Below are 22,309 nucleotides of genomic sequence, written 5' to 3'. Positions count from 1 at the left end.
CTGCCGCGCAGCCCCGCAGGGCCCACCGGCCCGCCGGACCCTAAACCGGCCGAGAGGACAGCGGACCCCCCGGGCCCCCTCCCCCCGGCCGCCCCCCCTCTCCCGTACACGCGCCGGAAGGGGAGGTGTCAAGGGCGGAGCGCAGCGGAGTCGGCGCAGCCGACGCGACGAAGGAGCGCCCTTTACACCTCCCCTGGAGGCGCGACACTGACAAAAGGAGGGGCGGCCCACCCCGCACCAAGCGCCCAGCACCTCACCACCGGCCCACCCCGGTCTACCCCTCGGTACTGACCCGCACCCGACAACCCCACCGCGCCCACCGGCGCCCCACAGGGCCCACCCTCCAGCCCCTCACCCCTCCGGCAACTCCACGATCACCAGCGTGCCCCGGCTTCCCTCGCGGACCGCGTGCGGGGTTTCCGGCGGGATCATGAAGAGGCTGCCCGCGCGTACCGTGAAGGGCGCGCCGTTCACCTCAAGTTCCAGTTGACCTTCCAGGACCAGCAGGGCCTCGGAGGCACGGTGGCGTTCCTCCGCGACCGGCAGTTCGTCCATGCGCAGCACCTTCACGCAGGCCGGCCCCACCGCGCCGAGCACGCGCGAGTTCCATGCCTCCGGCAGACCGGCCGCCGTATCCGCGAGATCGACCGCACTCATGGCACACCCTCCTCAGGACCCGAACCAATGCATGTCCCAGAACCTATCTGACCTGCGAAAACAAGTGGTCGACCGTTTGGCAAAGCCCGCCGACCGGTCCCGCCCACCCGCATCAGCAACCTTCCCTATCACTCCCTAAAGTCACACCACCCACCCCAGCTGAGGTACTTTAGGGACAACAGGGTGCCCATCCAAGCGGGCGCACCCCCAGACAGCACAGGCAGGTCTCGCCATGGTGCGGCAGCAGCTCTACTACTCGGCCGATCAGGTGGCGGAACTACTCGGTCTGCACCCGAAGACCGTACGGACCCACATCCGAAACGGACGGCTCAAGGCGAGCCGGGTCGGGCGGCAGTACCGGATCAGCCACGAGGATCTGGCGGAGTTCACCGGCGGCTCCGCGCCGTCGGCCGCATCGCCCGCGCGGCACGCCGAGGTGTCCGCCATCGTGCAGATCGACGCGGTCGGCACCGAGGCGGCGATTCGGCTGACCAATACGGTCATGGCGACCATCCATGGGCAGCGGCCGGAAGGCGGCCGGCTGCGGGTGGAGACCGTGTACGACGAGGAGCGGGCGGCTCTCAAGATCATCGTCCTGGGCGGTCTGGACGTCACCGCCGACCTGCTGAAAGTCATCGACACGCTCATCGAGGACCACGAGTGAAACCGCATGTCCTCACTACGGAAGGTGCGTCGCCCTCTCATGCCTGACACTCTTCAGTACCTCGCCGACACACCCGTACTGGTCTGCGCGCCCGACGGCGCGCCGCTGCGTGACGAGTACGGTGCGACCGATCTGATCGGCGAGGGGTACGGGCTCGGCGCGGCCTGGGTCGCGATACCCGAGAGCCGGCTGGCCGACGACTTCTTCCGGCTTCGGACGCGGGTGGCCGGGGACATCGTGCAGAAGTTCGCCAACTACCGGCTGGGGCTGGCCGTCATCGGGGACATCTCCCGGTACACCGACGCCAGTCCCGCGCTCCAGGACTTCGTCCGTGAGAGCAACCGGGGTACGCAGCTGTGGTTCCTCACCGACTTCGACGCCCTGCGTACCCGGCTGGTACGGGCCTGACGAAGGGGGGCACACCCCCGCGCCGGCTAAGCGGCCGTGTAGGGGCTGTACGGGCGCAGGACCATCAGCGAGTCCTCCAACGCCGCCACCATCGCGAAGGGGAACCGGTCGACCTCAAGGCAGAGCGCCACGTCATCAGGGTGGACCCCCTCACGGATCCCCTCCGTCAGCTCGGTGGCGGCACGTGACTCGGCGGCGCGGCGGAGGTAGTCGGTGGCGTCCGTCCCGGTGTCCTCGGTGACCCGCCGGGCGATGTACTGCGCACAGGCGAGATCCTCCTCGGCCTGCCCGTCCTCGCCGGTGACCACGAACGTGACGCTGCCGTCGCCGCTGCCGTCGCCGCTCCCGCGCGTCCGCAGCAGCCGGGCCGTCGCCTCCGCCACCGCGAAGCTCGCGCAGAGCACCAGCGGCGCGTCCTTGACCGCGAGCGCGCCGACCGTGCCCGCCGTCGTCTTCTGCACCACCGTCCGTCCGGTCAGGTCGAGCGAGCGCAGCAGACCCGGCGAGTTGACGGCGTCGAATCCGGGCGCGGGCGGGCCGTCCTTCAGCGCCACCCAGTCCGGGTGGCGCTCCTTGAGCGCCAGCGCGTCGTCCAGCGACCCGGCGAGAACGATCTTCTCGGCACCCCGGCCGAAGGCCCAGGCAGCCACCGTATAAGCGCGCATGACGTCGATCACGACCGCCACGGACGGGACTTCCGCCAGGTCATCGATGCCAAGAAAACGAGCGTCCATCCAGCCATGATCGCGTACGGCTCCCCCCGGGCACCCACCGGGGGCGCCCGTCCGGACCGCCTACGGGACCACCTGCCGGGGCAGCTACCGGGGAACCCGGGGGCAGCGCCGCGCGGTCCCGCCGGGCAGTCTTCAACTCGGGTCCAAATAAAGAGGGTTGAGCCCGCAACCGGCGTCGGCGGGATCGTATCTATCATCCGAACGACCGATTCCGGTTGTCGCATCAGAGAGGCGCATCACCGCACATGCTCATCAAGAGATCCCTCAAGCAGGTTCTGGCCACAGTCGCCGCGGCAGCCGCCGCTGTCGTCGCCCTCCCGGCCTCGGCCGACGCGGCCTCGACCGTCGTGATCCGGAACCAGAACTCCTGGCAGTGCCTGGCCGTTCCCGGCGGCAGCCTGGCCAACGACGCCAAGCTGATCCAGTGGACGTGCGGAAGCACGAACACCCCCGGGGACCAGAACTGGCAGTTCGTCAACTCCGGCGACAACTTCATGCTGAAGAACCAGCGGAGCGGCAAGTGTCTCGCCATCCCCGGTGGCAGCACGGGCAACGGCGTTCAGGCCATCCAGTGGACCTGCAACGGCGGCAAGGACCAGCTCTGGATCCCGACCGGCGCCAACGGCCTCCGGAACATCGCCACCAATAAGTGCCTGGCCATCCCCAATGGCAGCACGGCCGCGGGTGCCAAGGCCATTCAGTGGAACTGCACCGGCGGCAAGGAGCAGGCCTGGTCGGCCCTCGGCTAGCCACGTGCGACCCAGGCTCCGTCCGGGCGGTCTTCGCCGGGCCGGACGGAGCCTGGGCCGGACAAGGGGGAAACTGGGGCACGTGCGAAGTGAAGAGACACTCTTTGTCGGCGGGCCCCTCGACGGCCGCGTGCTGCCCGTGCTGACCGGGGCCACCGGGCAGCCCCCCAAGTGGTACGAGGTGCCCGTGCCCGACGCCGGGGGCGGGCCACCGACCGTGTACGCGTATCAGCGGGTGCCCGCCGGGGTCAGCAAGCGGCTCGGGGTCCCGCGCGGCTGGCGGTACGAGTACGTACCCGAAGGGCGCGTACGGGAGCCGCTGAGGTGGCCGTGGTCGAAGCCGGCACCCAAGCCGAAGCCCAATCCCAAGCCCGAGGCTCAGCCCGGTCGCTCGGACGAGTGATGGCGTTGCGCCACTCCGCCCATTAGTGCGTTATTCAGACGAGCGCGCGCTCTTCCTCGCCGCATCATCCCGTAGGGCTGGACTCACCGGCTCGCAACCGGAGGTGATGGCATGTCAGGCAGCGGCAGTCGCAGGGGCAGCAGCAGAGGCCGCGCACTGCGGGCCGTCTGTGCCAGGGCGGTGGTGCTCGCCGCCGTGACCGTCCTCGCGTACGGCGTGCCGCTCGCCCCGTACGCCGTCGCGGAGCCCGTTCCTCTCCCCGGGGGACCCGTGCCCGAGGACGCCGTTCCCGAAGAGGCGTTCCCCGACACCGGGGGCGTCCCCGACACCGCGCCCACCGCCCCCACCACCGTCTCCTCGCTCCTCGGCCGCCTCCAGCGCCTCTACCAGGACACCGAGGAAGCCACCGAGACGTACAACGCCACCGCCGTCGCCCTCGCCCGGCAGCGCGCCGAGGCCAAGAAGCTCACCGCCGATCTCGACCGGGCACGGGCCGCGCTCGCCCTCAGCCGGGGGGACGCCGGGCAGCTGGCGCGCGCGCAGTACCGGGGGCAGTCGGAACTGTCCGCCTATCTGCGGCTGCTGCTCGCCCCCAACCCGCTCCGTGCCCTGGACGAGAGCTATCTGCTCGATCGTGCCGCGCGCGACCGCGCGGCGGCGCTGACCCGGCTGGCGAGCGGCGAGAAGCGCGCCACCGCGCTGAGCGAGGCCGCGCGGGCGGCGCTCGACCAGCAGCAGGCCCTCGCCACGAAGCAGCGGAAGCAGCGCGACATGGTCACCTCCCGGCTCCGGGAGGTCGAGAAGCTGCTCGCTTCCCTCAGCGGCGCGCAGCTCGCGGCGGTGACCGCGCTGGAGCTGGACCTGACGGACAAGGCCCAGCGCGAGCTGCTCGCCTCCGGCGCCCTGGGACCGGCGGGAACACCCGGCGGAGGAGCAGCCGGATCAGCCGGAGCACCCGGTACGAGCGTCGCCCCCGGAGCCCCCGGAGCCCCCGCCGGCGGCACAAGGACCCCCTCCGTCGCCGGCGCCGCCGCCCTCGCCTACGCAGTCGACCAGATCGGCAAGCCCTACGAGTGGGGCGCCGAGGGGCCCGACTCCTTCGACTGCTCCGGGCTCACCTCGCGCGCGTGGGCGCGGGCCGGGCGCGAGATTCCCCGTACCAGCCAGGAGCAGTGGGCCGAACTCCCCCGTGTCTCGCTGCGCGAGCTGCGCCCCGGCGATCTGGTGGTGTACTTCCCGAAGGCCACCCATGTCGCCATTTACCTCGGCGACGGCATGGTCATCCAGGCGCCGCGCCCCGGCACCGTCGTCAAGGTGTCCCCGATCGCCGCGAATCCGCTGCTCGGCGCCGTACGGCCGGATCCGGCGGACGCCGCCCAGGATCCGGCCGCGTACGAGCCGCCCACGCTACCCCCGGGGGCCATGGATGGCTCCGACACCGGTTACGGGAAGGAGAGTTGAGCTTGCGTCAGCTCCCGTTGCTACCCGAGGCCGCCGCCACCTCCGCCAAGTACGTCTCCATCTTGGCCGCGTCGAAGAAGTAGTGCTCCAGGTCGGACGGATCGTCGAAGGCGTTCACGAACCGGTCCCCGATGCTGGGGTGTTCGACTCCCGCGGCGAGCATGTCCACGACGTGCTGGGCCGGCGGGACCAGCATCGCTTCCGTCCACCGCACGCCGTGCCGCGCGCCCTGCCAGTAGCGGTCGAACGCCGACTGCATCCACGCCCCGTCGAACTCCCGGTCGCCGTGCTCGACGATCGAGGCGAGATACGACGCGGCGCACTTGGCCGCGCCGTTCGAACCCTGGCCGGTGATCGGGTCGTTGGCCACGACGACATCGGCGACGCCGAGGACCAGCCCGCCGCCCGGCAGCTGTCCGATCGGCTTGCGCACGGTCGGCGCGAACCGTCCCGCCAGGGTGCCGTTGACGTCCGTCAGCTCGGCCTTGGTGGCGCGCGCGTACTCCCACGGAGTGTGACGCTCCATCAGTTCCAGGGTGAGCGACAGATGCAGCGCGGGGTCCTTGACGCCACCGAAGACGTCGAACTCGCCGCCCGGTACGCCCGCCAGGAAGACGATGTCCGCGCGCCCGGACGTGGTGAGCGTCGGCATCACGAACAACTCACCGATGCCCGGCAGGATGTTGCAGTAGAGCGGGTCCAGATCCGGGTGCTCCGCACGCCGTTCGAGTCCGTGGACGTAGCTCACGGAGAGGGCCCGCTGCGGGGCGTCGAACTTCGAGCGGGACGCGTCGCGGCCGAACATCGAGACCAGCTCGCCCTTCCCGGCCGCGACCATCACCAGGTCGTACGTACGGGAGAAGTAGTCGAGGTCCGAGACGGCGGCCCCGTGGATGACCACCTGGCCGCCGCGCTGCGCGAACGTCTCCATCCAGCCGGCCATCTTGACGCGCTGGTCGACGGATTGCGCGTAGCCGTGCGGCCGGCCCATCCAGTCGATGGCCCGGGTCCCCTCGGGCCCGCCGACCGAGACGCCGATGCCCTCGATGGGCGCGGTCTGCGACTCCCAGAAGTTCAGCTGGAGGTCGCGCTCGATCTGGAGCGCGGTCGCGAACATGACCTGGGTGGACATGACCCGCCCGGTCCGGATCTCGTCCGCCGTCCGGCTGGACATCAGGGTGACCTCGTACCCCCGTGACTGGAGTCCGAGCGCGAGCTGGAGGCCGGACTGACCGGCTCCGACGATAAGTATCTTCCGCATGGGGGGCTTCTCCGTTGCAGTTGCATATGCGTCACTGGCGTCACGGGTACGGTCCGGGCCGCGCCGAGCCGGGCGGGCCGCGCGGCACAGCCCGGCCCGCGCGGCCAGGAATGGCCCACGGCCCTGGCCGTGCGACTACCCCGGAGAGGCGTCGAGCGCGTGCCGCACCAGCGCGAGCAGCGACTCGACGGCCGTGTTCCGTTTGCGTGCGTCCATGATCAGTACAGGCACGTCCGGCGGGAGCGTCAAGGCGTCCCGCACATCGTCCGGCTGGAACGTGGGCGTGCCCTCGAAGTGGTTGACCGCGACAACGTACGGCAGTCCGCAGCTCTCGAAGTAGTCGAGCGCCGGAAAGCAGTCCGGCAGCCGCCGGGTATCGGCCAGTACGACGGCGCCGATCGCACCGCGCACCAGGTCGTCCCACATGAACCAGAACCGCTGCTGGCCCGGGGTGCCGAAGATGTACAGCACGAGGTCGTCGTCGAGCGTGATCCGGCCGTAGTCCATCGCCACGGTCGTGGTGGTCTTCTGCGGGGTCGCGCTGAGATCGTCGGTCTCCGTGCTGGCCTCGGTCATCATGGCCTCGGTCTGGAGCGGCGGGATCTCGGAGACCGCCCCGACGAACGTCGTCTTGCCGACGCCGAACCCGCCCGCGACCACGATCTTCGTGGCGATCGGGGCGCGGGTACGGTCCAGCTGCCACGCCTTCAGCTCTTCCTCGGTGGCGACGTCAGAGACGGCGGAGTCCACTCAGCACCCTTTCCAGCAACGCGTTGTTGGGCTTGCCCGTAGCCTGGCCCGTGCCGTACACACGGATCTTTCCCTGGTCGGCGAGGTCGCTGAGCAGTACGCGGACCACCCCGAGCGGCATCTTCAGCAGCGCGGAGATCTCGGCGACGGTGCGCATGCGCCGGCACAGCTCGACGATGGCGAGCATCTCCGGCATCACCCGCGCCCCGGCGCCGCCGTCCGTCAGCTCCCTGCGCTCCTCGCCCGCCTCCAGCGCCGCCACAAACGTCTCGACCAGCAGGACGTGTCCAAAACGGGTCCGTCCGCCGGTGAGTGAGTACGGGCGGACCCGGGCCGGCCGCCGGTCCCCGCCGCGTACGGGCAGCGGAACCGGCGACAGCGGAACGACGGCCGAGGCCGGCACCGGCGACGCGCCCGGCGTCAGCGGAACCGGCGGCTCCGCGCCCGGCGTCATCGCGCGGCCTCCATGGACGTGCGCAACTCGTCGCGCAGTTCGGGCGTGAGCATGTGCCCGGCCCGGCCGACGAAGAGCGCCATGTGGTACGCGACGACGCTCATGTCGCAGTCCGCCGTGGCGTGCACCCCGAGGAGCGATCCGTCGCTGATCGCCATGACGAAGACGCTGCCCTCGTCCATGGCGACCATGGTCTGTTTGACACCGCCGCCGTCCATCAGCTTGGCCGCGCCCATGGCCAGGCTGCCGATCCCCGAGACGATCGTCGCGAGGTCGGCGCTGGAGCCGCGCGGGCCGTCCTTGCGGGTCGCGTGGACGGCGGTCGCCTCGGCGTGCTGCCCCGGGTCCGAGGAGAGCAGCAGCAGTCCGTCCGACGAGACGACGGCCACCGCGTGGACCCCTGGCACCTCCTCGACGAGGTTGGTCAACAGCCAGTGCAGGTTACGGGCTTCGCTGCTCAGTCCGAATGTGCCGGTCGCAGTCAACTTCGTGCCTCCTCGACTGTCTCCCCCGTTTCATCGATGTCTAGCCCCGGCCGGCTCCGGGACGGCGCGCGCCCCGGAGTGCCGGTGTCCCGCTGATGCTGCTGGTGGCGGCGGTGACTCTGCGTCTCGTCCTGCCGGTCGTACGGGGCGAGGTGGTCACGCTGGTCACGCTGGTCGGGCTCATCCGGTCCGGCCCCTTCGTCGCTCTTGTGGCGCTGGTCGCTCTTGTCACTCGCGTCGCGTTCGGTCAGCTCGGCCTCGACATCGCGCCGGCCGTCCAGCGCTCCCTGGTGGAAGCCGCCGAGGCGGCGGCGCAGGGCCTCCGCGTCGACGCTGCCGGTGCGGCCGGTGGGTGCCTCGGCGGGTTTGACGATCTTGGGGGTGCGCTTGGGCAGTCCCTTGTCGGTGATGCGCTCCACGGGCCCGTCGAACGCCGCGGGGGCGGCTGCGGACACCGGGGCCGCAGGCGCCTCGTCGGGGGCTTCCAGGGGCTCGGGCAGCCGCATGACGAAGGTGTCCTGGTCGGGGGCGCGCGTGTGCTCCGCCGCGGCGGCCTCCGCCTTCGCCTCCGCCGCCGCCTTCGCCTCGGCTTCCGCCTCGGCCTTCCGTATCGCGGCCTCCGCCGCGGCCACCATCGGGTCCGTCTCCGAACGCCTCGGCAGCGCGCGGGATTCGACCTCCGCGGCGACTTCCGCGGCGGCCTCCGCACGGTCGCCGGCGACGGACGCGGTAGCCGTAGCGGCAGCGGGTACGGAAGCGGTCACGGCGGTCATGGGGGCGGTCACAGCGGTGGCCCCGGCCGCGGCGCCGGCCTTGGCCGCCGGCCGCGCGGGCTTGCGCCGGGGCGCGGAGGACGTCGCGGGCGCGGGGAGCAGCGCGCGCGGCAGTACGACAACGGCCGCCACCCCGCCCTGCTCGTGCTCGCGCAGCTCGATCTCCACGCCGTGGCGCGCCCCGAGCAGCGCCGCGACCCGCAGTCCGAGCCCCTCGCCCTCCACCGAGCCCGCGCCGCTGCCGTACGCGGAGCGCGTCGGCTCCTCGCGGTCCTCGGGGCCCTCCGGCTCCGCGAGCCGCTTGTTGAGGTGGGCGAGCCGCTCGGCGGACATACCGATGCCCTGGTCCTGTACGGAGAGCATCACCTCGCCGTTCTCCAGCAGCCAGCCGGAGAGCTGCACCTCGGCCTCCGGCGGCGAGAACGACGTGGCGTTCTCCAGCAGTTCGGCGAGGAGATGGCTGAGGTCGTCGGCGGCGAAGCCGGCCACCTGCGTGTGCGCCGGCAGCGACTGGATGGTGACCCGCTCGTACCGTTCGATCTCGCTGACCGCCGCGCGCGCCACATCCACCAGCGGTACGGGGCCGGTCGAGCCGTGGCCGTGTTCGTGGCCCGCGAGGACCAGCAGGTTCTCGCTGTGCCGGCGCATGACGGTGGCCATGTGGTCGAGCTTGAAGAGGGTGGCGAGCTGCTCGGGGTCCTGCTCGCGGTCCTCCAGGCCCTCGATGACACCGAGCTGGCGCTCCACGAGACCGAGGTTGCGCAGCGAGAGGTTGACGAAGGTGTGGTGGACGGTGTGGCGCAGCCGCTGGAGCTGGGCGGCGAGTTCGGCGGTGCGCTCCTGGAGTTCGGCGCGCCGGTCGGCGGCCTCCTCGCGCGCGCCGATCAGGTCCGTACGGTCGCCGGTCAGCTCCTGGGTGCGGGAGGAGAGGTCGAGCAGCTTGCCGTGCAGGCTGTTGACGGACCGTACGACCTGGGCGAACTCGTCGTTGCGGCCGGTGAAGCGGATCGGCTCCTCGGTCGCGGGCGCGGCCGAGACCCGGGCGGCGCCGATCCGGACGACGGCGAGCGGCCGGGTGAGGGTGCGGGCGACGGCGGTGGAGATACCTACGGCGACCAGCATGCAGCCGCCGAGCAGCGCGACGGCGATCTCCAGGGCGGTGACGTCGTCGTCGCGGAGCTTGGCGAGGCGCTCGACCTGGGTGGAGCCGAGGCCGGAGGCGACCCCGCGCATCTGGTCGATGCGGGCGGAGAGCGCGGACTCGACCTTCTCCGGGTCGGCCTTCTGGTCGGACTCGGAGAGTTCGGGCCGGTCGGTGAGCCGGGTCAGATACGACTCGGCGGTCTTGACGTCGGGCCCGGTGACGGTGTCGGTGAGGGAGGCGCGGGCGGTGACTCCGGCGGTCTGGTCGAAGTCGGCGAGGGCGGCGAGTTCGCGGACGCGGGACTTCTGGGCCTCGGCGCTGAGTTCGTCGCGCAGCCGGTCGTTCTTCTTGTTGTCGGCGTCGGCGCTGGACTCCACGGGCAGGCCCGTGAGCGGGTCGTACTGGGGTGCGGTGTCGGTGGGCGCCGGGACGGCGAGCGCGGCGAGCAGCAGCCCCCGGGTGGCGGACGCCTGGTCGACGGCGCGGCCGAGGGCGGCGGGGGCGCGGGTGGCGTCGGCGCCGTCGGCGGGGGCCTTCGCGGCCAGCTCGTCGGCGAGAGCCTGGAGCTTGTCGATGACCTCCGAGTACGCGCGGTACGCCTCCAGCGCGGATCCCTTGCCGGTGAGGGCCGTACGGCGGAGGGAGGGAACGGTGCCGAGATCACGGAGCAGGCCGGCCGGGGCAGAACCGATGGCCCGTATCTCATTGATCTGGCGGTCGACGCGGGCGCTGCGGGTCTTGGTGATCTGGTGCTTGCCCTTGCCGCCGGAGCCGGTCGGCTGCTCGTCGCGGCCCGCCGCGATATGGACGACGACCTCGTCGCGTTCGTCCGCGAGGGAGTGGGAGAGCGTGATGGCCTGCTGGTCGAGTTCGGCCAGGGTGACCAGGTTCTGGGCGTCGTTGAGATCGGCGGAGGCGCTCAGCACGGCGGGGGCGCCGGCCGCGCCGACGGTCACACCGACCAGGGCGACGCCGAGGACGAGCCGGTTGCGCACGCGGGCGCGGCGGCCCTTGCCCGCCGGGGGCGGGGCGGGTGCGGCGGACGCGGCGAGGCCGGGGGATCCCGGGAACCCGGGGAGTCCGGCGGGACCGGGTGCGGCGGGGCCGGTGGGTGGGGTGGGGCTGGTGGACACGACGGGACTGGTGGACACGACGGGACCGGTGGGCGCGGCGGGTCCGGCCGTACCGCCGGTTCCGGGGTTCATGCTCATGGCGTCGCCGGGGTCACCCGGGGATCCGCCGCGTGTGCCGCCACTGCCCCGAGGCCGCTTCTTCTGCACCGGTGCTCACATTCTTGACTCGTCCGCCCATGAAGCAGAGGTGACGACCGGTCACTGCACGAGCCCCCACCCCTGGTACGGCGTTCGACCATTCCAGCGCTTTTCGGAAGGGAGACGCGCCTCGGCCGCTCCGCCACCTGAACGAGTGAACATCACGAAGGAGTTGGCGAACAACTCTTCCCGCCGTCCCACGCGGCCGAACATCGCGGGCCGGGTGGACCTTCGGGGCGGGCTTTGGCAGGATGCGCGCCCGCAGCTTCCGAAAGGCGCGCGGGACGGCCTCCGCCCGGCCCGTTCCGTCCGCTTCCGAACACAGTGCGCCGCATTCTGACCGGATGACGGCGGTCGGCCCGGTGCGCCCGCCGGCATGGACCGCTCACACGAGATGGAGACAGTGTGAAGGAACCATGCGGGCAGCCCGGGAAGTAGCGCAGACTGGGACACATGCGCATCGAACTCACCACTGTCCCGGGAACTCCCGGGCGCCCCAATGAGGACTGGACCACGGTGGCCGTTCCGGCGGGTGGCGAGGGGGGCGTGCTGGTCGTCCTGGACGGGGTGACCCCGCCGGCGGGCGTCGACGGATGTGTGCACGGTGTGCCCTGGTTCACGGCCCGGCTGGGCGGCGCGCTGGCCGAACTGTCCTGTTCACGACGGGACATGACGCTGTCCCGGGTGCTGGCCGCGTCGATTGCCCGGACGGCGGACGCCCACCGCGACTCCTGTGACCTTTCTCACCCACGGACACCTCAGGCCACGGTCGTCCTGGCGCGCTGGAACACGGACGAGGTCGAGCATCTGGTGCTCTCCGATTCCACCCTGCTGCTGGAGTCACCGGACGGAACGGTACGGCCGGTGCTCGACGACCGGCTCGACCGCGTCCCGCCCGAGGTACGGCGCTCACTCGCGGCGACGGACGCGCTGCGCAACGCCGAGGGCGGCTTCTTCACGGCGGCGGCGGACCCGTCAGTCGCGGACCGCGCGGTGACGGGCCGCACCCCGGCCGCCGAGGTGCGCGCGCTGCTGGCGATGACGGACGGCGCGACGCGCTGGGTGGAGCTGTTCCGGGAGGGCGGCTGGGCGGACTGTCTGGCGCTGGTACGGAAGAACGGCGCGCGGGAGCTGATCGACCGGGTACGGGCGGTGGAGTCGACGGATCCGGAGGGGACGGGGTTCCGCCGGGGGAAGCGGAGCGACGACGCGACGGTGACGTACGTGGAGCTGTGACGTACGTGGAGCTGTGAGGGCACGGGCCGGGCGCGGCCACGCGCCCAGGGACCCCGCCGCGCCCGGCCCCACACCCACCCCGCCCCGTCAGCTCCCGCTCGCCCGCAGGTTGAAGTGCCCCAGCAGCCGGGCCAGTTCGGCCACCTCCGCGCGGTCCCAGTCGGCCAGCCGCTGTACGTACAGCTCCCGGCGCGCGTCCCGGACCCGCCGGAAGCGGGCCCGGCCCTCGTCGGTGATACGGACGAGCCAGGCGCGGCCGTCGGCGGGGTCCGGCTCCCGGGTCAGCAGCCCGAGCTGCTCCAGCGCGCGCAGTTGACGGCTCATGGTCGCCTTGCCGACGCCGAAGTAACCGGCCAGTTCGGTGGCCCGCTGGGGGCCGCACTCCTCCAGCCGTACGAGAAGTCCGTAGGCCGCCGGTTCGAGGTCGGGGTGGACCTCGCGCGCCATCTCGCCGGAGGTCGCGCGGGCGCGCCGCAGAAAGACCGAGAGTTCCCTTTCCAGCGCCAGGAATTCATGGTCCATACCGGTCCGCCCGCCCGCATCGGCAGAGTCGGGATGATTAGTCGTACCGCTCCTGTGCACGTCAGCACCCATCGCGCGCTTTCCGCTCCTGAAATTCTCTTTCGGCCCCGGCCCGTCGCCGCGACCCGTCAAGTATTTCGCAGGTTTATCCCCGCGGCGGCAGCGTGGCACCCTTCCCCCGTCCCGGTCTACGTGCGTAGCGTCAGGCGCGGCAGAGCCTTTCACCCCCCACGAGGCCCCGGAGGCACGCTCATGCCCGCGTTCAGAACCGGAACAGACCGCCGTCGCCCGCCCGTCGCCCGCGCACGCGTCGCCGCGGCCGGCGCTCTCCTCACCGCCGCCCTCGCGCTCTCCCTCACCGCCCCGGCGGCGGCGGGCGCGGCGGACGTCCCGCCCCCCGCGCCGCCCGAGCGGGGTTCGGCCACGATGGGCATGGGCGTCATCGCCCATGACGGCCAGAGCGGACCGCCCCGCACCAACCGCGCCGAGCAGACCGAGGGCGTGGACGTCTCCAGCCACCAAGGCAACGTCGACTGGCCGGCCCTGTGGAACACCGGCGTGAAGTGGTCGTACAACAAGGCCACGGAGGGCACGTACTACAAGAACCCCTACTTCGCGCAGCAGTACAACGGTTCCTTCGACATCGGCATGATCCGTGGCGCGTACCACTTCGCCACACCCGACACCACCAGCGGCGCCACCCAGGCCACCTACTTCGTCAACAACGGCGGCGGCTGGTCGCGGGACGGCCGGACGCTGCCGGGCGCGCTGGACATCGAGTGGAACCCGTACGGCGCCTCCTGCTACGGCAAGACCCCGGCGCAGCTGGTCGCCTGGATCACCGACTTCACCACCACGTACCGGACGCTCACCGGCCGGGACGCGGTGATCTACACGGCCACCAGCTGGTGGAAGGACTGCACCGGCAACAGCTCGGCGTTCGGCGCGACCAACCCGCTGTGGATCGCCCGCTACAACACGACGGTCGGTGAACTGCCGGCCGGCTGGGCGTACCAGACGATGTGGCAGTACACCTCGACGGGCCCGATCGTGGGTGACCACAGCAAGTTCAACGGGTCGCTCGACCGGGTCGTGGTGCTGGCCACCGGCTGAGGCGCTTCCCCGAAAGGCAGCGTGGTCCCGACCGGACGGAGGGCCGGTCGGGACCACGCTGTACCGCGTTGCCGTGTTGATGTGCTGATCAGGCAGCCGCCCGGACCGGCACATCCGCCGGCACGTCCGCCGCCACGTCCGCAGGGGACAGGGCGATCTCCAGCACCTGGCGGACATCCGTCACCGGGTGTACCTCCAGCTTCTCCAGGATCTCGGCGGGGACGTCGTCCAGATCCGCCTCGTTGCGCTTGGGGATCACGACGGTCGTGATGCCCGCGCGGTGGGCGGCCAGCAGCTTCTGCTTGAGGCCGCCGATGGGCAGCACCCGGCCGGTGAGGGAGACCTCGCCGGTCATGGCCACGTCCGTACGGACCAGCCGACCGCTCAGCAGGGAGGCGAGCGCCGTCGTCATGGTGATACCGGCGCTCGGGCCGTCCTTCGGGACCGCGCCCGCCGGGAAGTGGATGTGCACGCCCCGGTCCTTGAGATCGGCGACCGGCAGCTCCAGCTCCGCGCCGCGCGAGCGCAGGAACGAGAGCGCGATCCGCGCCGACTCCTTCATGACGTCACCGAGCTGGCCGGTCAGGGTCAGCCCCGAACCGCCGGTCTCCGGATCGGCGAGCGACGCCTCGACGTAGAGGACATCACCGCCCGCGCCGGTGACCGCGAGACCCGTGGCCACCCCCGGGACCGCCGTACGGCGCTCGGCCGGGTCCTGGGCGGACTCCGGTACGTGGTGGGGCCGGCCGATGAGGGCGCGCAGGTGCTCGGCGCCGAGGGCGAAGGGCAGCTCGCGGTCGCCCAGCTCGTGTTCGGCCGCGATCTTGCGCAGCAGCCGGGCGAGGGCGCGCTCCAGGTTCCGTACGCCCGCCTCGCGGGTGTACTCGCCGGCGAGCCGGCGCAGCGCGCCGTCATCCAGCGTGACTTCGCCGGGCTCCAGGCCCGCGCGCTCCAGCTGCCGGGGCAGCAGGTGGTCACGGGCGATGACGACCTTCTCGTCCTCGGTGTAGCCGTCGAGCCTGACCAGCTCCATCCGGTCGAGGAGCGCCTCGGGGATGGCCTCCAGCACATTGGCGGTGGCGAGGAACACGACGTCGGACAGGTCGAGTTCGACCTCCAGGTAGTGGTCGCGGAAGGTGTGGTTCTGCGCGGGGTCGAGGACTTCGAGCAGGGCGGCGGCCGGGTCGCCCCGGAAGTCGGAGCCGACCTTGTCGATCTCGTCGAGCAGGACGACCGGGTTCATCGAACCGGCCTCCTTGATGGCGCGCACGATCCGGCCGGGCAGCGCGCCGACGTATGTACGCCGGTGGCCGCGGATCTCGGCCTCGTCGCGTACGCCGCCGAGTGCGACGCGGACGAACTTCCGCCCCATGGCGTGCGCGACGGATTCCCCGAGCGAGGTCTTGCCGACGCCGGGCGGCCCGACCAGGGCCAGCACGGCGCCACCGCGCCGGCCGCCGACCACCCCGAGGCCGCGGTCCGCGCGCCGCTTGCGCACGGCGAGGTACTCGGTGATGCGCTCCTTGACGTCGTCGAGGCCCGCGTGTTCGGCGTCGAGGACGGAGCGGGCGCCCCTGATGTCGTAACGGTCGTCCGTCCGCTCGTTCCAGGGGAGTTCGAGGACGGTGTCCAGCCAGGTGCGGATCCAGGAGCCCTCGGGGCTCTGGTCGGAGGAGCGCTCCAGCTTGTCGACCTCCTTGAGCGCGGCCTCGCGCACCTTCTCGGGGAGGTCGGCGGCTTCGACGCGGGTCCGGTAGTCGTCGGACTCGTCCTCGTCGCCCTCGCCGTTGATCTCGCGCAGCTCCTTGCGTACGGCGTCGAGCTGGCGCCGGAGCAGGAACTCGCGCTGCTGCTTGTCGACGCCCTCCTGGACGTCCTTGGCGATGGACTCGGCGATGTCCTGCTCGGCGAGGTGCTCGCGCAGCTGGTCGGTGGCGAGCTTGAGGCGGGCCACCGGGTCGGCGGTCTCCAGCAGCTGGACCTTCTGGGCGAGGGAGAGGAACGGCGAGTAGCCGGAGTTGTCGGCGAGCGCGGAGACCTCGTCGATCTGCTGCACGCGGTCGACCACCTGCCAGGCGCCGCGCCTCTTGAGCCAGTCCGTGGCGAGCGCCTTGTACTCCTTGACCAGCTCGGTCACGGAGCCGGGCAGCGGGTCGGGCGTGATCTCCTCGACGCCGGTCCCCTCCACCCAGAGGGCCGCGCCGGGCCCGCTCGTACCGGCCCCGATCCTGACCCGGCGCCGCCCGCGGATGAGCGCGCCGGGGTCACCGTCGGAGAGCCGGCCGACCTGCTCGACGGTGCCGAGCACGCCGGTGGCGGCGTACGTCCCGTCGATACGCGGCACAAGCAGCACCTCGGGCTTGCCCGCCCCGCCACCCCCAGCGCGAGAGGCCGCCTGAGCGGCCTCCACGGCGGCCCGGACCTCGGCATCGGACAGATCGAGCGGCACCACCATGCCGGGCAGGACGACCTCGTCGTCGAGCGGCAGGACGGGAAGCGTGAGCGATGTGGGCGTGACGGCCATGATCTCCCCTTCGGGCAAGCATCGGGCAAGCAAAGCAATCGGCATCAAGCAAGTTGAGCTATACCGACTCAATGCAAGTGAGTCCCCGATTGTTCCCCCGGCCATGTTCGCTCTGAGCGATCGTTCAGTCCTCGTCCCGTACGTCGTCCAGCAGGGCGGTGACGTAAGCGTCCAGGCGCTGTTCCACGGTGCGGGCCGTCAGGTCCGTCCGTCCTGACCGTCGCCAGGGCTCCACCACCAACGCTCCGATCGACGCGAACGACAGCGCGTCCAGCAGCCGCCAGTAGCGCCGCTCGCCGGGGGCCGCGGCCAGGACGCCGCCCGCCGCCTCGTACGCGGCGGCGAACCTGGGGGCCCAGGCCGGGCCGTGGAGCAGCGCGAGGTTGGTGGAGCAGTGCGCCACGTCCAGGTCGGCGGGGCCCCAGGAGGTCTCCACCCAGTCGACGATTCCGGTGATCCGGGGGGCTGTCGCTCCGTGGAGCGACCCGCCGGGCGTCTCGAACAGGATGTTGCCGGGGTGGAAGTCCCGGTGCAGGAAGCGGCCTTCGTACGGGGGCGGAGGCTCGCGGATGACCTCGGCCGCGGCGGCCCAGGCCACCGGGTCGGCGCCCTCGGGAGGGACGACAGTGTCGGCGGATGCCCATGCCTCGTACTCCCGGGGCCGTTCGGCGGGGCGCAGCGCGTGGATGGCCACGAGCTGACGGGCCAGCAGGGTGATGCGCGCCTCCAGGCCCTCGTCGTCGTAGACCGTCCGGCCCGGCATATGTGTCATGAGCAGCGACGGATACTCGCAGTGCGTGGCCGTCGCATCGACCGCGATGGGGTCCGGTGCCGGTACGCCGGTGCCCGCGAGGAGGGCGAGGACGCCGGACTCGCGGGTCAGCAGGTCCTCGGCCTGCGCCACGAAGGCCGGGGCCGCGAAGGTCCGCAGGACGAGGTCGCGGGTGGATCCGTCCTGCCGGCGGACGGTCAGCCGCCGTATTTCGGCGGTGATGCCGCCGTGCAGCGTCTCGGTCCTGACGATCCGTTCGCCGGCGTCCAGTTGCCGGCCCACCCACGCCAGGGCCCGGGGCCGGACGGCCACCTCGCCGTCGGGCAACTCGCCGTTGAGCGCACCGCCCTCGGGCATCTCGCTGTCGTCGGCCACCCGGTCATCGCGGTCGGTCATCGCGCCACACCATCATCGGCCGTCGCACGGCGCAACGCGATATCCGACAGGCTCTCAGCCCATGTGGTTGCGGAGCTGGTCCCTCGCGCGGGTGAGGTGGAAGGCGAGGGCCGCGTCGGCGGCCTCGGGGTCGCCGGCCGCGATGGCCGTCAGGATCGCCTGGTGCTCGTCGGCGATCTCGGCGATACGGAGCAGTTTGTACGTCTGCACCTGCGCCATGCACAGCCGCATCTCGCCCATGATCGAGGCGTGCGCCCGGCTCAGCCGAGGCGAGCCGAGGGCCTCGACGAGCGACTCGTGGAAGCGGACGTCGGGCTCGACCGCGGCGATGGAGGAGTCCTCACCGGCGGCCAGCTCACGGATCTCCGCCTGGGCGGCCGTGGCGGTGGCGGGGACCACTCCGCGCTGCGCCAGCTCGCGCATGACCTGGCGTTCCAGGCAGGTGCGGGCGAAGTAGAGGTCGGCGACGTCCGCGCCGTCGAAGACCGGGACACGGGCGCTCTTGTGCGCGCCGCGGCGCAGCAGCCCCTCGGCGGTCAGGCGTTCGATGGCGGCCTTCGCGGTGGGCCGGGCCACCTCGTACTGGCCGGCCACCTCCGTCTCGGTGAGCGCCGTACCGCCGACGATGCGGCCGTCGAGGATCCGTTCGCGGACCTCCACGACCAGCGCGTCGATCAAGGATGTGGCCTGCGGGCGACCCGCCATCACGCCTCCCCAACCCGTGAGTCACCACGCGCAAGCGCGCATCAGCACCGCAAAATTACCATACGGGAACCCTTGACTGGTGTGAGTACTTGTCTTACAAGTTAACGAGCCGTTTCTCCTTCGTTCCGGCTCCCTTTCTGGTCCCCGCGGCAACGTCGCCGCCTCAGGAGGTCCCATGTACCGCCAGGTTCTCGATCCGCTGGCCGGATCGCTCTACTGGTCCGCGCTCTTCGCCGCCCTGCCCCTGCTGACCATGTTCGTGCTGCTCGGGGTCTTCCGGGTCAGGGCGCAGATCGCCGCCGTCTCCTCGCTGGCCCTCGCGCTGGCCCTGGCCGTACTCGTCTGGGACATGCCCGTGTCGCAGGCCCTGTCCGGTGCCGCCGAAGGCGGTTTCTACGGGTTGTTCCCGGTCCTGTGGATCCTGGTGAACGCGCTGTGGATCTACCGGCTGACCGAGATCACGGGCTGGTTCGCGGTGCTGCGCCGCTCGTTCCGCAGCGTCTCCACGGACCAGCGGGTCCAGGGCATCCTGATCGCCTTCTGTTTCGGCGCGCTGATCGAGGCGCTGGCGGGCTTCGGCGCCCCGGTCGCCATCACCGCGGTGATGCTGGTCGCGGTCGGGATCGCCCCGCTCAAGGCGGCCACCGTGGCGCTCGTGGCCAACACCGCGCCGGTCGCGTTCGGCAGCATGGCCGTACCGCTGACCACACTGGCCGGGGTCACCGGGCTGCCGCTGGAGGACCTCGGCGCGATGGCCGGCCGGCAGACCCCGCTGATCGCCGTCTTCATCCCGCTCGTCCTGGTCTTCCTGCTCGACGGCCGCCGGGGCGTCAAGGAGTCCTGGCCCGTCGCCGTGGTCGCGGGTGTGGCCTTCGCGCTCGCCCAGTTCGTCTCCGCGAACTACATCAGCGTCGAGGTCACGGACATCATCGCGGGCGTCGTCGCGCTGCTCGCGGTCCTCGGCTTCCTGCGCGTCTGGCAGCCGGCCACGTCAACCGCCGCCGCCGAGGCGGGCGTTGACGCCGACGAGCCGGAGAACAAGGACAAGCCGACCGAGCCGGCCAAGTCCGCCGAGCCGGCCGAGGAGCGCGCCGAGGGCAGCGCCCTGATGGCCTTCGCGCCGTACCTGATCATCGTCGCCCTGTTCGCGATCAGCCAGTTCGGCCCGGTCAAGGAGTGGCTGGGCGTGCACGGACTCGTCCAGTTCAGCTGGCCCGGCCTGAACGTCGAGACCACCACCGGGCAGCCGGCCGGCGCGATGACGTTCAAGCTGGAGCACCTGAAGGCCGCGGGCACCATCCTCTTCCTCGCGGGCCTGCTCACCATGGCGCTCTACCGCGTCGGCCCCGGCCGCGCGGTCAAGGCGTACGGCGCGACCCTGCACCAGCTGCGCTGGACCTTTGTCACCGTGACCTCGGTGCTCGCGCTGGCCTGGGTCATGAACCTCTCCGGCCAGACCGTCACCCTGGGCACCGCGCTGGCCCAGACCGGCTCGGCGTTCGCCCTGTTCTCCCCGGTCGTGGGATGGCTGGGGGTCGCCGTGACCGGCTCCGACACCTCGGCCAACTCGCTGTTCGGGGTGCTCCAGGTGACCGCCGCGCACCAGACCGGGCTCGACCCCGTACTCCTGGCCTCCGCCAACTCCACCGGCGGGGTCCTCGGCAAGATGCTCTCCCCGCAGAACCTGGCCGTCGCCGCCGCGTCGATCGGCATGGCGGGCAGCGAGAGCGTCATCTTCCGGAAGGTCCTCGGCTGGAGCCTGGGCATGCTGGCGGTCTTCGCCGTGCTCATCTACCTCCAGTCCACCCCGGTCCTGGGCTGGATGACCGTCTGAGTCCCGGCCCCTCCCGCCCTCTCCCCCGTCTCGAAAGGAACTTCCCATGCGCGTCGTCTGCGCCCCGGACAAACTGCGTGGCTCCCTGGACGCCGCCCAGGCCGCCGCCGCCCTCGCCGCCGGGGTCCGCGCGGCCGGCGGCACCCCCGTCGAGCATCCGCTCGCCGACGGCGGGGAGGGCTCACGTCTCACGGTGCAGACCGCGCGCGGCGGTACGGTCACGGAAATCGCGACCGTGGACGCGCTCGGCCGCCCCGCCCGGGCCGCCTTCGGCCGCCTCGACGACGGCACCGCCCTCGTCGAGGCCGCCGAGGCCATCGGCTGGGGCGGGCTCTCCGCCGTCGGCCACGATCTGCTGAACGCCTCCAGCGCCGGACTGGCCGCCCCGCTCCTCGGCGCGGTCGCGGCGGGCGCCCGCCGGATCGTCGTCTTCCTCGGCGGCACCGCCACCATGGACGGCGGTACGGGACTGCTCGCGGCCCTCGGCGCGGACCTCCGCGACGCCGACGGGAACCGGCTGCGCGGCAGCGCCGCCGATCTCCTGCGTACGGTCTCCATCGACCTCGCCCCGGCGCGCGAACGGCTCGCCGGGGTGGAGCTGGTCGTCGCCGCCGATGTGATCAGCCCGCTGTACGGACCGGACGGCGCCGCCCATGTCTTCGGCCCGCAGAAGGGCGCGGGCCCCGAGCTGGTCGCGCTCCTGGACGACGGGCTGCGGCGGCTCGCGCCCCTGCTCGGCATCGCCCCGGACGCCACCGGCGGCGGGGCGGCGGGCGGCCTCGGCGCCGCGCTGCTCGCGCTCGGCGCCGGACAGCTGCCCGGCGCGGAGCTGATCCGCGGTCTCACCCACTTCGACCAGCTGCTCGCCTCGGCCGACCTCTGCCTGACCGCCGAGGGGAAGGTGGACGCCTCCACGGACGCGGGCAAGACCGTCAGCGCGGTGGTCGACGCGTGTGCGGCGGCGGGCGTCCCGTGCGTCGTGCTCGGCGGGACGATCACCCCGGACGCGGACCGGCTCTACCAGCGCGGCGCGACCGCCGTCCTGCCCATCGGCACCGGCCCGCGCGACCTGGACACGGCGCTGCTCCACGCCGCCGACGACCTGACCCGTACGGCCCTCGCCGTGTGCCGCGTCATCACGGCGGGGAGCACGGCCCTGAACGCGTCACGGACGTAACCGCCTTGTCCCGTACCCGTACCCGTGCCCGTACGCGCACGGCCGACCGCAGCGCGGGCCAGCAGGCGACGCCGATCAGCAGCGCCAGCACATGGCCCCAGTCGGTGATCGGGTCGGCGAACTCCAGCAGATCCTGGAGCAGCGTCAGCCCGGTCACCGTCAGCAGGATCCAGCGCGCCAGGGGCGGCAGCAGACCGGCCAGCGCGCCGACGCTCGCCATGATCCCGAAGCTGATGCCGTAGTCCAGCCGGTGCAGCGAGGTCTCCGGGAGATGGCCCACCGCCACGGCCAGCCCGACCGGCACCTCGGTCAGCAGCGTCGCCAGCACATGACCGAGCAGAAAGATCCCGGCGGTCCGCGCACCGCCGACCCGCCGCTCCAGCGCCGTCAGCACGAGCACGAACCCGATCGTGTACGGGGAGAGCAGCCCGCCCGCGACCCACAGCGCGCTGGCGACCAGCACCAGCGCCGGGGTACGCGCGAGATGGGCCACGTCCGTACTCGACTCACGCAGCAGAACGGAGACGGTGGCGGGCTCCCCGTGCTCGGCGAGCAACGCGGTCCCGACCAGCACCAGCCCGTACCAGAAGGTGAAGGGCGTACGACGCGGCCCCGGAAGCAGCCGGGCGGCGCTGAAGCCAACCGCCGGGAACGACCGCGACCTCCCCCGGCCGCCCGCACAGCCCGCCGAAGCCGCGACCGCGGCCTCCGCACCGGACCCGCGCGTGTCCAGCCGGTTCATCGCGTACGGCTCCTCTCCCCGGGGCCACCCACCTAACGCGACCCGCGATCAGCACGTCTATGACCCACCGCACA

General features: G+C 72.0%; 21 protein-coding genes. 9 read left to right on the top strand and 12 right to left on the bottom strand.

The features are described from left to right. Nucleotides 1-351: 351 nt before the first annotated feature. A complete protein-coding gene (locus DVK44_RS24215) occupies nt 352-657 on the bottom strand; it encodes a cupin domain-containing protein (protein WP_114661733.1) in 306 nt (101 codons plus the stop codon). A gap of 232 nt (nt 658-889) precedes the next feature. Here DVK44_RS24215 and DVK44_RS24210 point away from each other — a divergent pair, with 232 nt between their 5' ends. Together DVK44_RS24210 and DVK44_RS24205 are read left to right on the top strand one after the other, a co-directional pair. Beyond that, nucleotides 890-1,321, top strand: coding sequence for a helix-turn-helix domain-containing protein (locus DVK44_RS24210; protein ID WP_114661731.1), 432 nt, complete (start codon nt 890-892; stop codon nt 1,319-1,321). A gap of 39 nt (nt 1,322-1,360) precedes the next feature. After that, nucleotides 1,361-1,729, top strand: coding sequence for a DUF4180 domain-containing protein (locus DVK44_RS24205; protein ID WP_114661729.1), 369 nt, complete (start codon nt 1,361-1,363; stop codon nt 1,727-1,729). A 26-nt stretch (nt 1,730-1,755) separates the two neighbouring features. Here DVK44_RS24205 and DVK44_RS24200 read toward each other — a convergent pair whose 3' ends face one another. Further along, the gene (locus DVK44_RS24200) at nt 1,756-2,463 is read right to left on the bottom strand and encodes a 2-phosphosulfolactate phosphatase (RefSeq protein ID WP_114661727.1); all 708 of its coding nucleotides are present in this window, start codon (nt 2,461-2,463) and stop codon (nt 1,756-1,758) included. 245 nt (nt 2,464-2,708) lie between these two features. On the opposite strand from DVK44_RS24200, the gene DVK44_RS24195 reads away from it, so the two are divergent. The 3 genes from DVK44_RS24195 to DVK44_RS24185 all read left to right on the top strand — a co-directional run bounded on the left by DVK44_RS24195 (nt 2,709) and on the right by DVK44_RS24185 (nt 5,076). Next, nucleotides 2,709-3,212 carry an RICIN domain-containing protein gene (locus tag DVK44_RS24195; RefSeq protein ID WP_114661719.1) on the top strand — a complete coding sequence of 168 codons (504 nt, stop codon included), beginning with the start codon at nt 2,709-2,711 and terminating at the stop codon, nt 3,210-3,212. Between the two features lie 82 nt (nt 3,213-3,294). Next, complete coding sequence (locus tag DVK44_RS24190; protein ID WP_114661717.1) at nt 3,295-3,615, top strand: hypothetical protein; 321 nt, start codon at nt 3,295-3,297, stop codon at nt 3,613-3,615. Nucleotides 3,616-3,726: 111 nt separating this feature from the next. Further along, nucleotides 3,727-5,076 carry a C40 family peptidase gene (locus DVK44_RS24185; protein WP_114661715.1) on the top strand — a complete coding sequence of 450 codons (1,350 nt, stop codon included), beginning with the start codon at nt 3,727-3,729 and terminating at the stop codon, nt 5,074-5,076. 7 nt (nt 5,077-5,083) lie between these two features. On the opposite strand, the gene DVK44_RS24180 is transcribed toward DVK44_RS24185, so the two are convergent. The 5 genes from DVK44_RS24180 to DVK44_RS24160 all read right to left on the bottom strand — a co-directional run bounded on the left by DVK44_RS24180 (nt 5,084) and on the right by DVK44_RS24160 (nt 11,148). Continuing rightward, nucleotides 5,084-6,337 carry a styrene monooxygenase/indole monooxygenase family protein gene (locus DVK44_RS24180; RefSeq protein ID WP_114661713.1) on the bottom strand — a complete coding sequence of 418 codons (1,254 nt, stop codon included), beginning with the start codon at nt 6,335-6,337 and terminating at the stop codon, nt 5,084-5,086. Between the two features lie 135 nt (nt 6,338-6,472). Continuing rightward, complete coding sequence (locus DVK44_RS24175) at nt 6,473-7,087, bottom strand: GTP-binding protein (RefSeq protein ID WP_114661711.1); 615 nt, start codon at nt 7,085-7,087, stop codon at nt 6,473-6,475. After that, on the bottom strand, nt 7,068-7,541 hold the full coding sequence (locus DVK44_RS24170) for a DUF742 domain-containing protein (protein ID WP_114661709.1): 474 nt from the start codon (nt 7,539-7,541) through the stop codon (nt 7,068-7,070). Before DVK44_RS24170 ends, DVK44_RS24175 begins: the two co-directional genes overlap by 20 nt. After that, complete coding sequence (locus DVK44_RS24165) at nt 7,538-8,026, bottom strand: roadblock/LC7 domain-containing protein (RefSeq protein ID WP_114661707.1); 489 nt, start codon at nt 8,024-8,026, stop codon at nt 7,538-7,540. Before DVK44_RS24165 ends, DVK44_RS24170 begins: the two co-directional genes overlap by 4 nt. Further along, nucleotides 8,023-11,148, bottom strand: coding sequence for a sensor histidine kinase (locus tag DVK44_RS24160; protein ID WP_114661705.1), 3,126 nt, complete (start codon nt 11,146-11,148; stop codon nt 8,023-8,025). Before DVK44_RS24160 ends, DVK44_RS24165 begins: the two co-directional genes overlap by 4 nt. A 519-nt stretch (nt 11,149-11,667) precedes the next feature. Between DVK44_RS24160 and DVK44_RS24155 the strand changes: the two genes are divergently transcribed. Then, nucleotides 11,668-12,450, top strand: coding sequence for a protein phosphatase 2C domain-containing protein (locus DVK44_RS24155; protein WP_114661703.1), 783 nt, complete (start codon nt 11,668-11,670; stop codon nt 12,448-12,450). An 87-nt stretch (nt 12,451-12,537) separates the two neighbouring features. Here the strand turns inward: DVK44_RS24155 and DVK44_RS24150 are convergent, their stop codons facing one another. Further along, on the bottom strand, nt 12,538-12,972 hold the full coding sequence (locus DVK44_RS24150; RefSeq protein WP_228447353.1) for a MarR family winged helix-turn-helix transcriptional regulator: 435 nt from the start codon (nt 12,970-12,972) through the stop codon (nt 12,538-12,540). Nucleotides 12,973-13,224: 252 nt separating this feature from the next. Between DVK44_RS24150 and DVK44_RS24145 the strand changes: the two genes are divergently transcribed. After that, entirely contained in the window at nt 13,225-14,085 is an 861-nt protein-coding gene (locus DVK44_RS24145) for a lysozyme (protein ID WP_114661699.1), read from the top strand. 88 nt (nt 14,086-14,173) lie between these two features. Here DVK44_RS24145 and lon read toward each other — a convergent pair whose 3' ends face one another. From lon to DVK44_RS24130, 3 genes are all read right to left on the bottom strand, one after another. Further along, nucleotides 14,174-16,609, bottom strand: a complete 2,436-nt coding sequence (gene lon / locus DVK44_RS24140; RefSeq protein ID WP_114661689.1) for an endopeptidase La — start codon at nt 16,607-16,609, stop codon at nt 14,174-14,176. 124 nt (nt 16,610-16,733) lie between these two features. After that, nucleotides 16,734-17,738, bottom strand: a complete 1,005-nt coding sequence (locus DVK44_RS24135) for a phosphotransferase family protein (RefSeq protein WP_114665402.1) — start codon at nt 17,736-17,738, stop codon at nt 16,734-16,736. A gap of 93 nt (nt 17,739-17,831) precedes the next feature. After that, a complete protein-coding gene (locus DVK44_RS24130) occupies nt 17,832-18,482 on the bottom strand; it encodes a GntR family transcriptional regulator (RefSeq protein WP_114661687.1) in 651 nt (216 codons plus the stop codon). A 175-nt stretch (nt 18,483-18,657) separates the two neighbouring features. Between DVK44_RS24130 and DVK44_RS24125 the strand changes: the two genes are divergently transcribed. Then, nucleotides 18,658-20,316: an L-lactate permease gene (locus tag DVK44_RS24125; RefSeq protein ID WP_114661685.1), complete on the top strand. Its 1,659-nt coding sequence runs from the start codon at nt 18,658-18,660 to the stop codon at nt 20,314-20,316. Between the two features lie 46 nt (nt 20,317-20,362). Continuing rightward, nucleotides 20,363-21,493 (top strand): glycerate kinase family protein, encoded by a 1,131-nt coding sequence (locus DVK44_RS24120; protein ID WP_114661683.1) that lies wholly within the window; start codon nt 20,363-20,365, stop codon nt 21,491-21,493. On the opposite strand, the gene DVK44_RS24115 is transcribed toward DVK44_RS24120, so the two are convergent. Continuing rightward, complete coding sequence (locus tag DVK44_RS24115; RefSeq protein ID WP_114661681.1) at nt 21,453-22,235, bottom strand: rhomboid-like protein; 783 nt, start codon at nt 22,233-22,235, stop codon at nt 21,453-21,455. The two genes, DVK44_RS24120 and DVK44_RS24115, sit on opposite strands and share 41 nt — an antisense overlap. Nucleotides 22,236-22,309 lie beyond the last annotated feature (74 nt).

This window comes from Streptomyces paludis, from assembly GCF_003344965.1.
Classification (GTDB): Bacteria; Actinomycetota; Actinomycetes; order Streptomycetales; family Streptomycetaceae; genus Streptomyces; species Streptomyces paludis.
The sequence above is the reverse complement of the archived record's forward strand: the minus strand, read 5'-3'. Positions and strand labels throughout refer to the sequence as shown.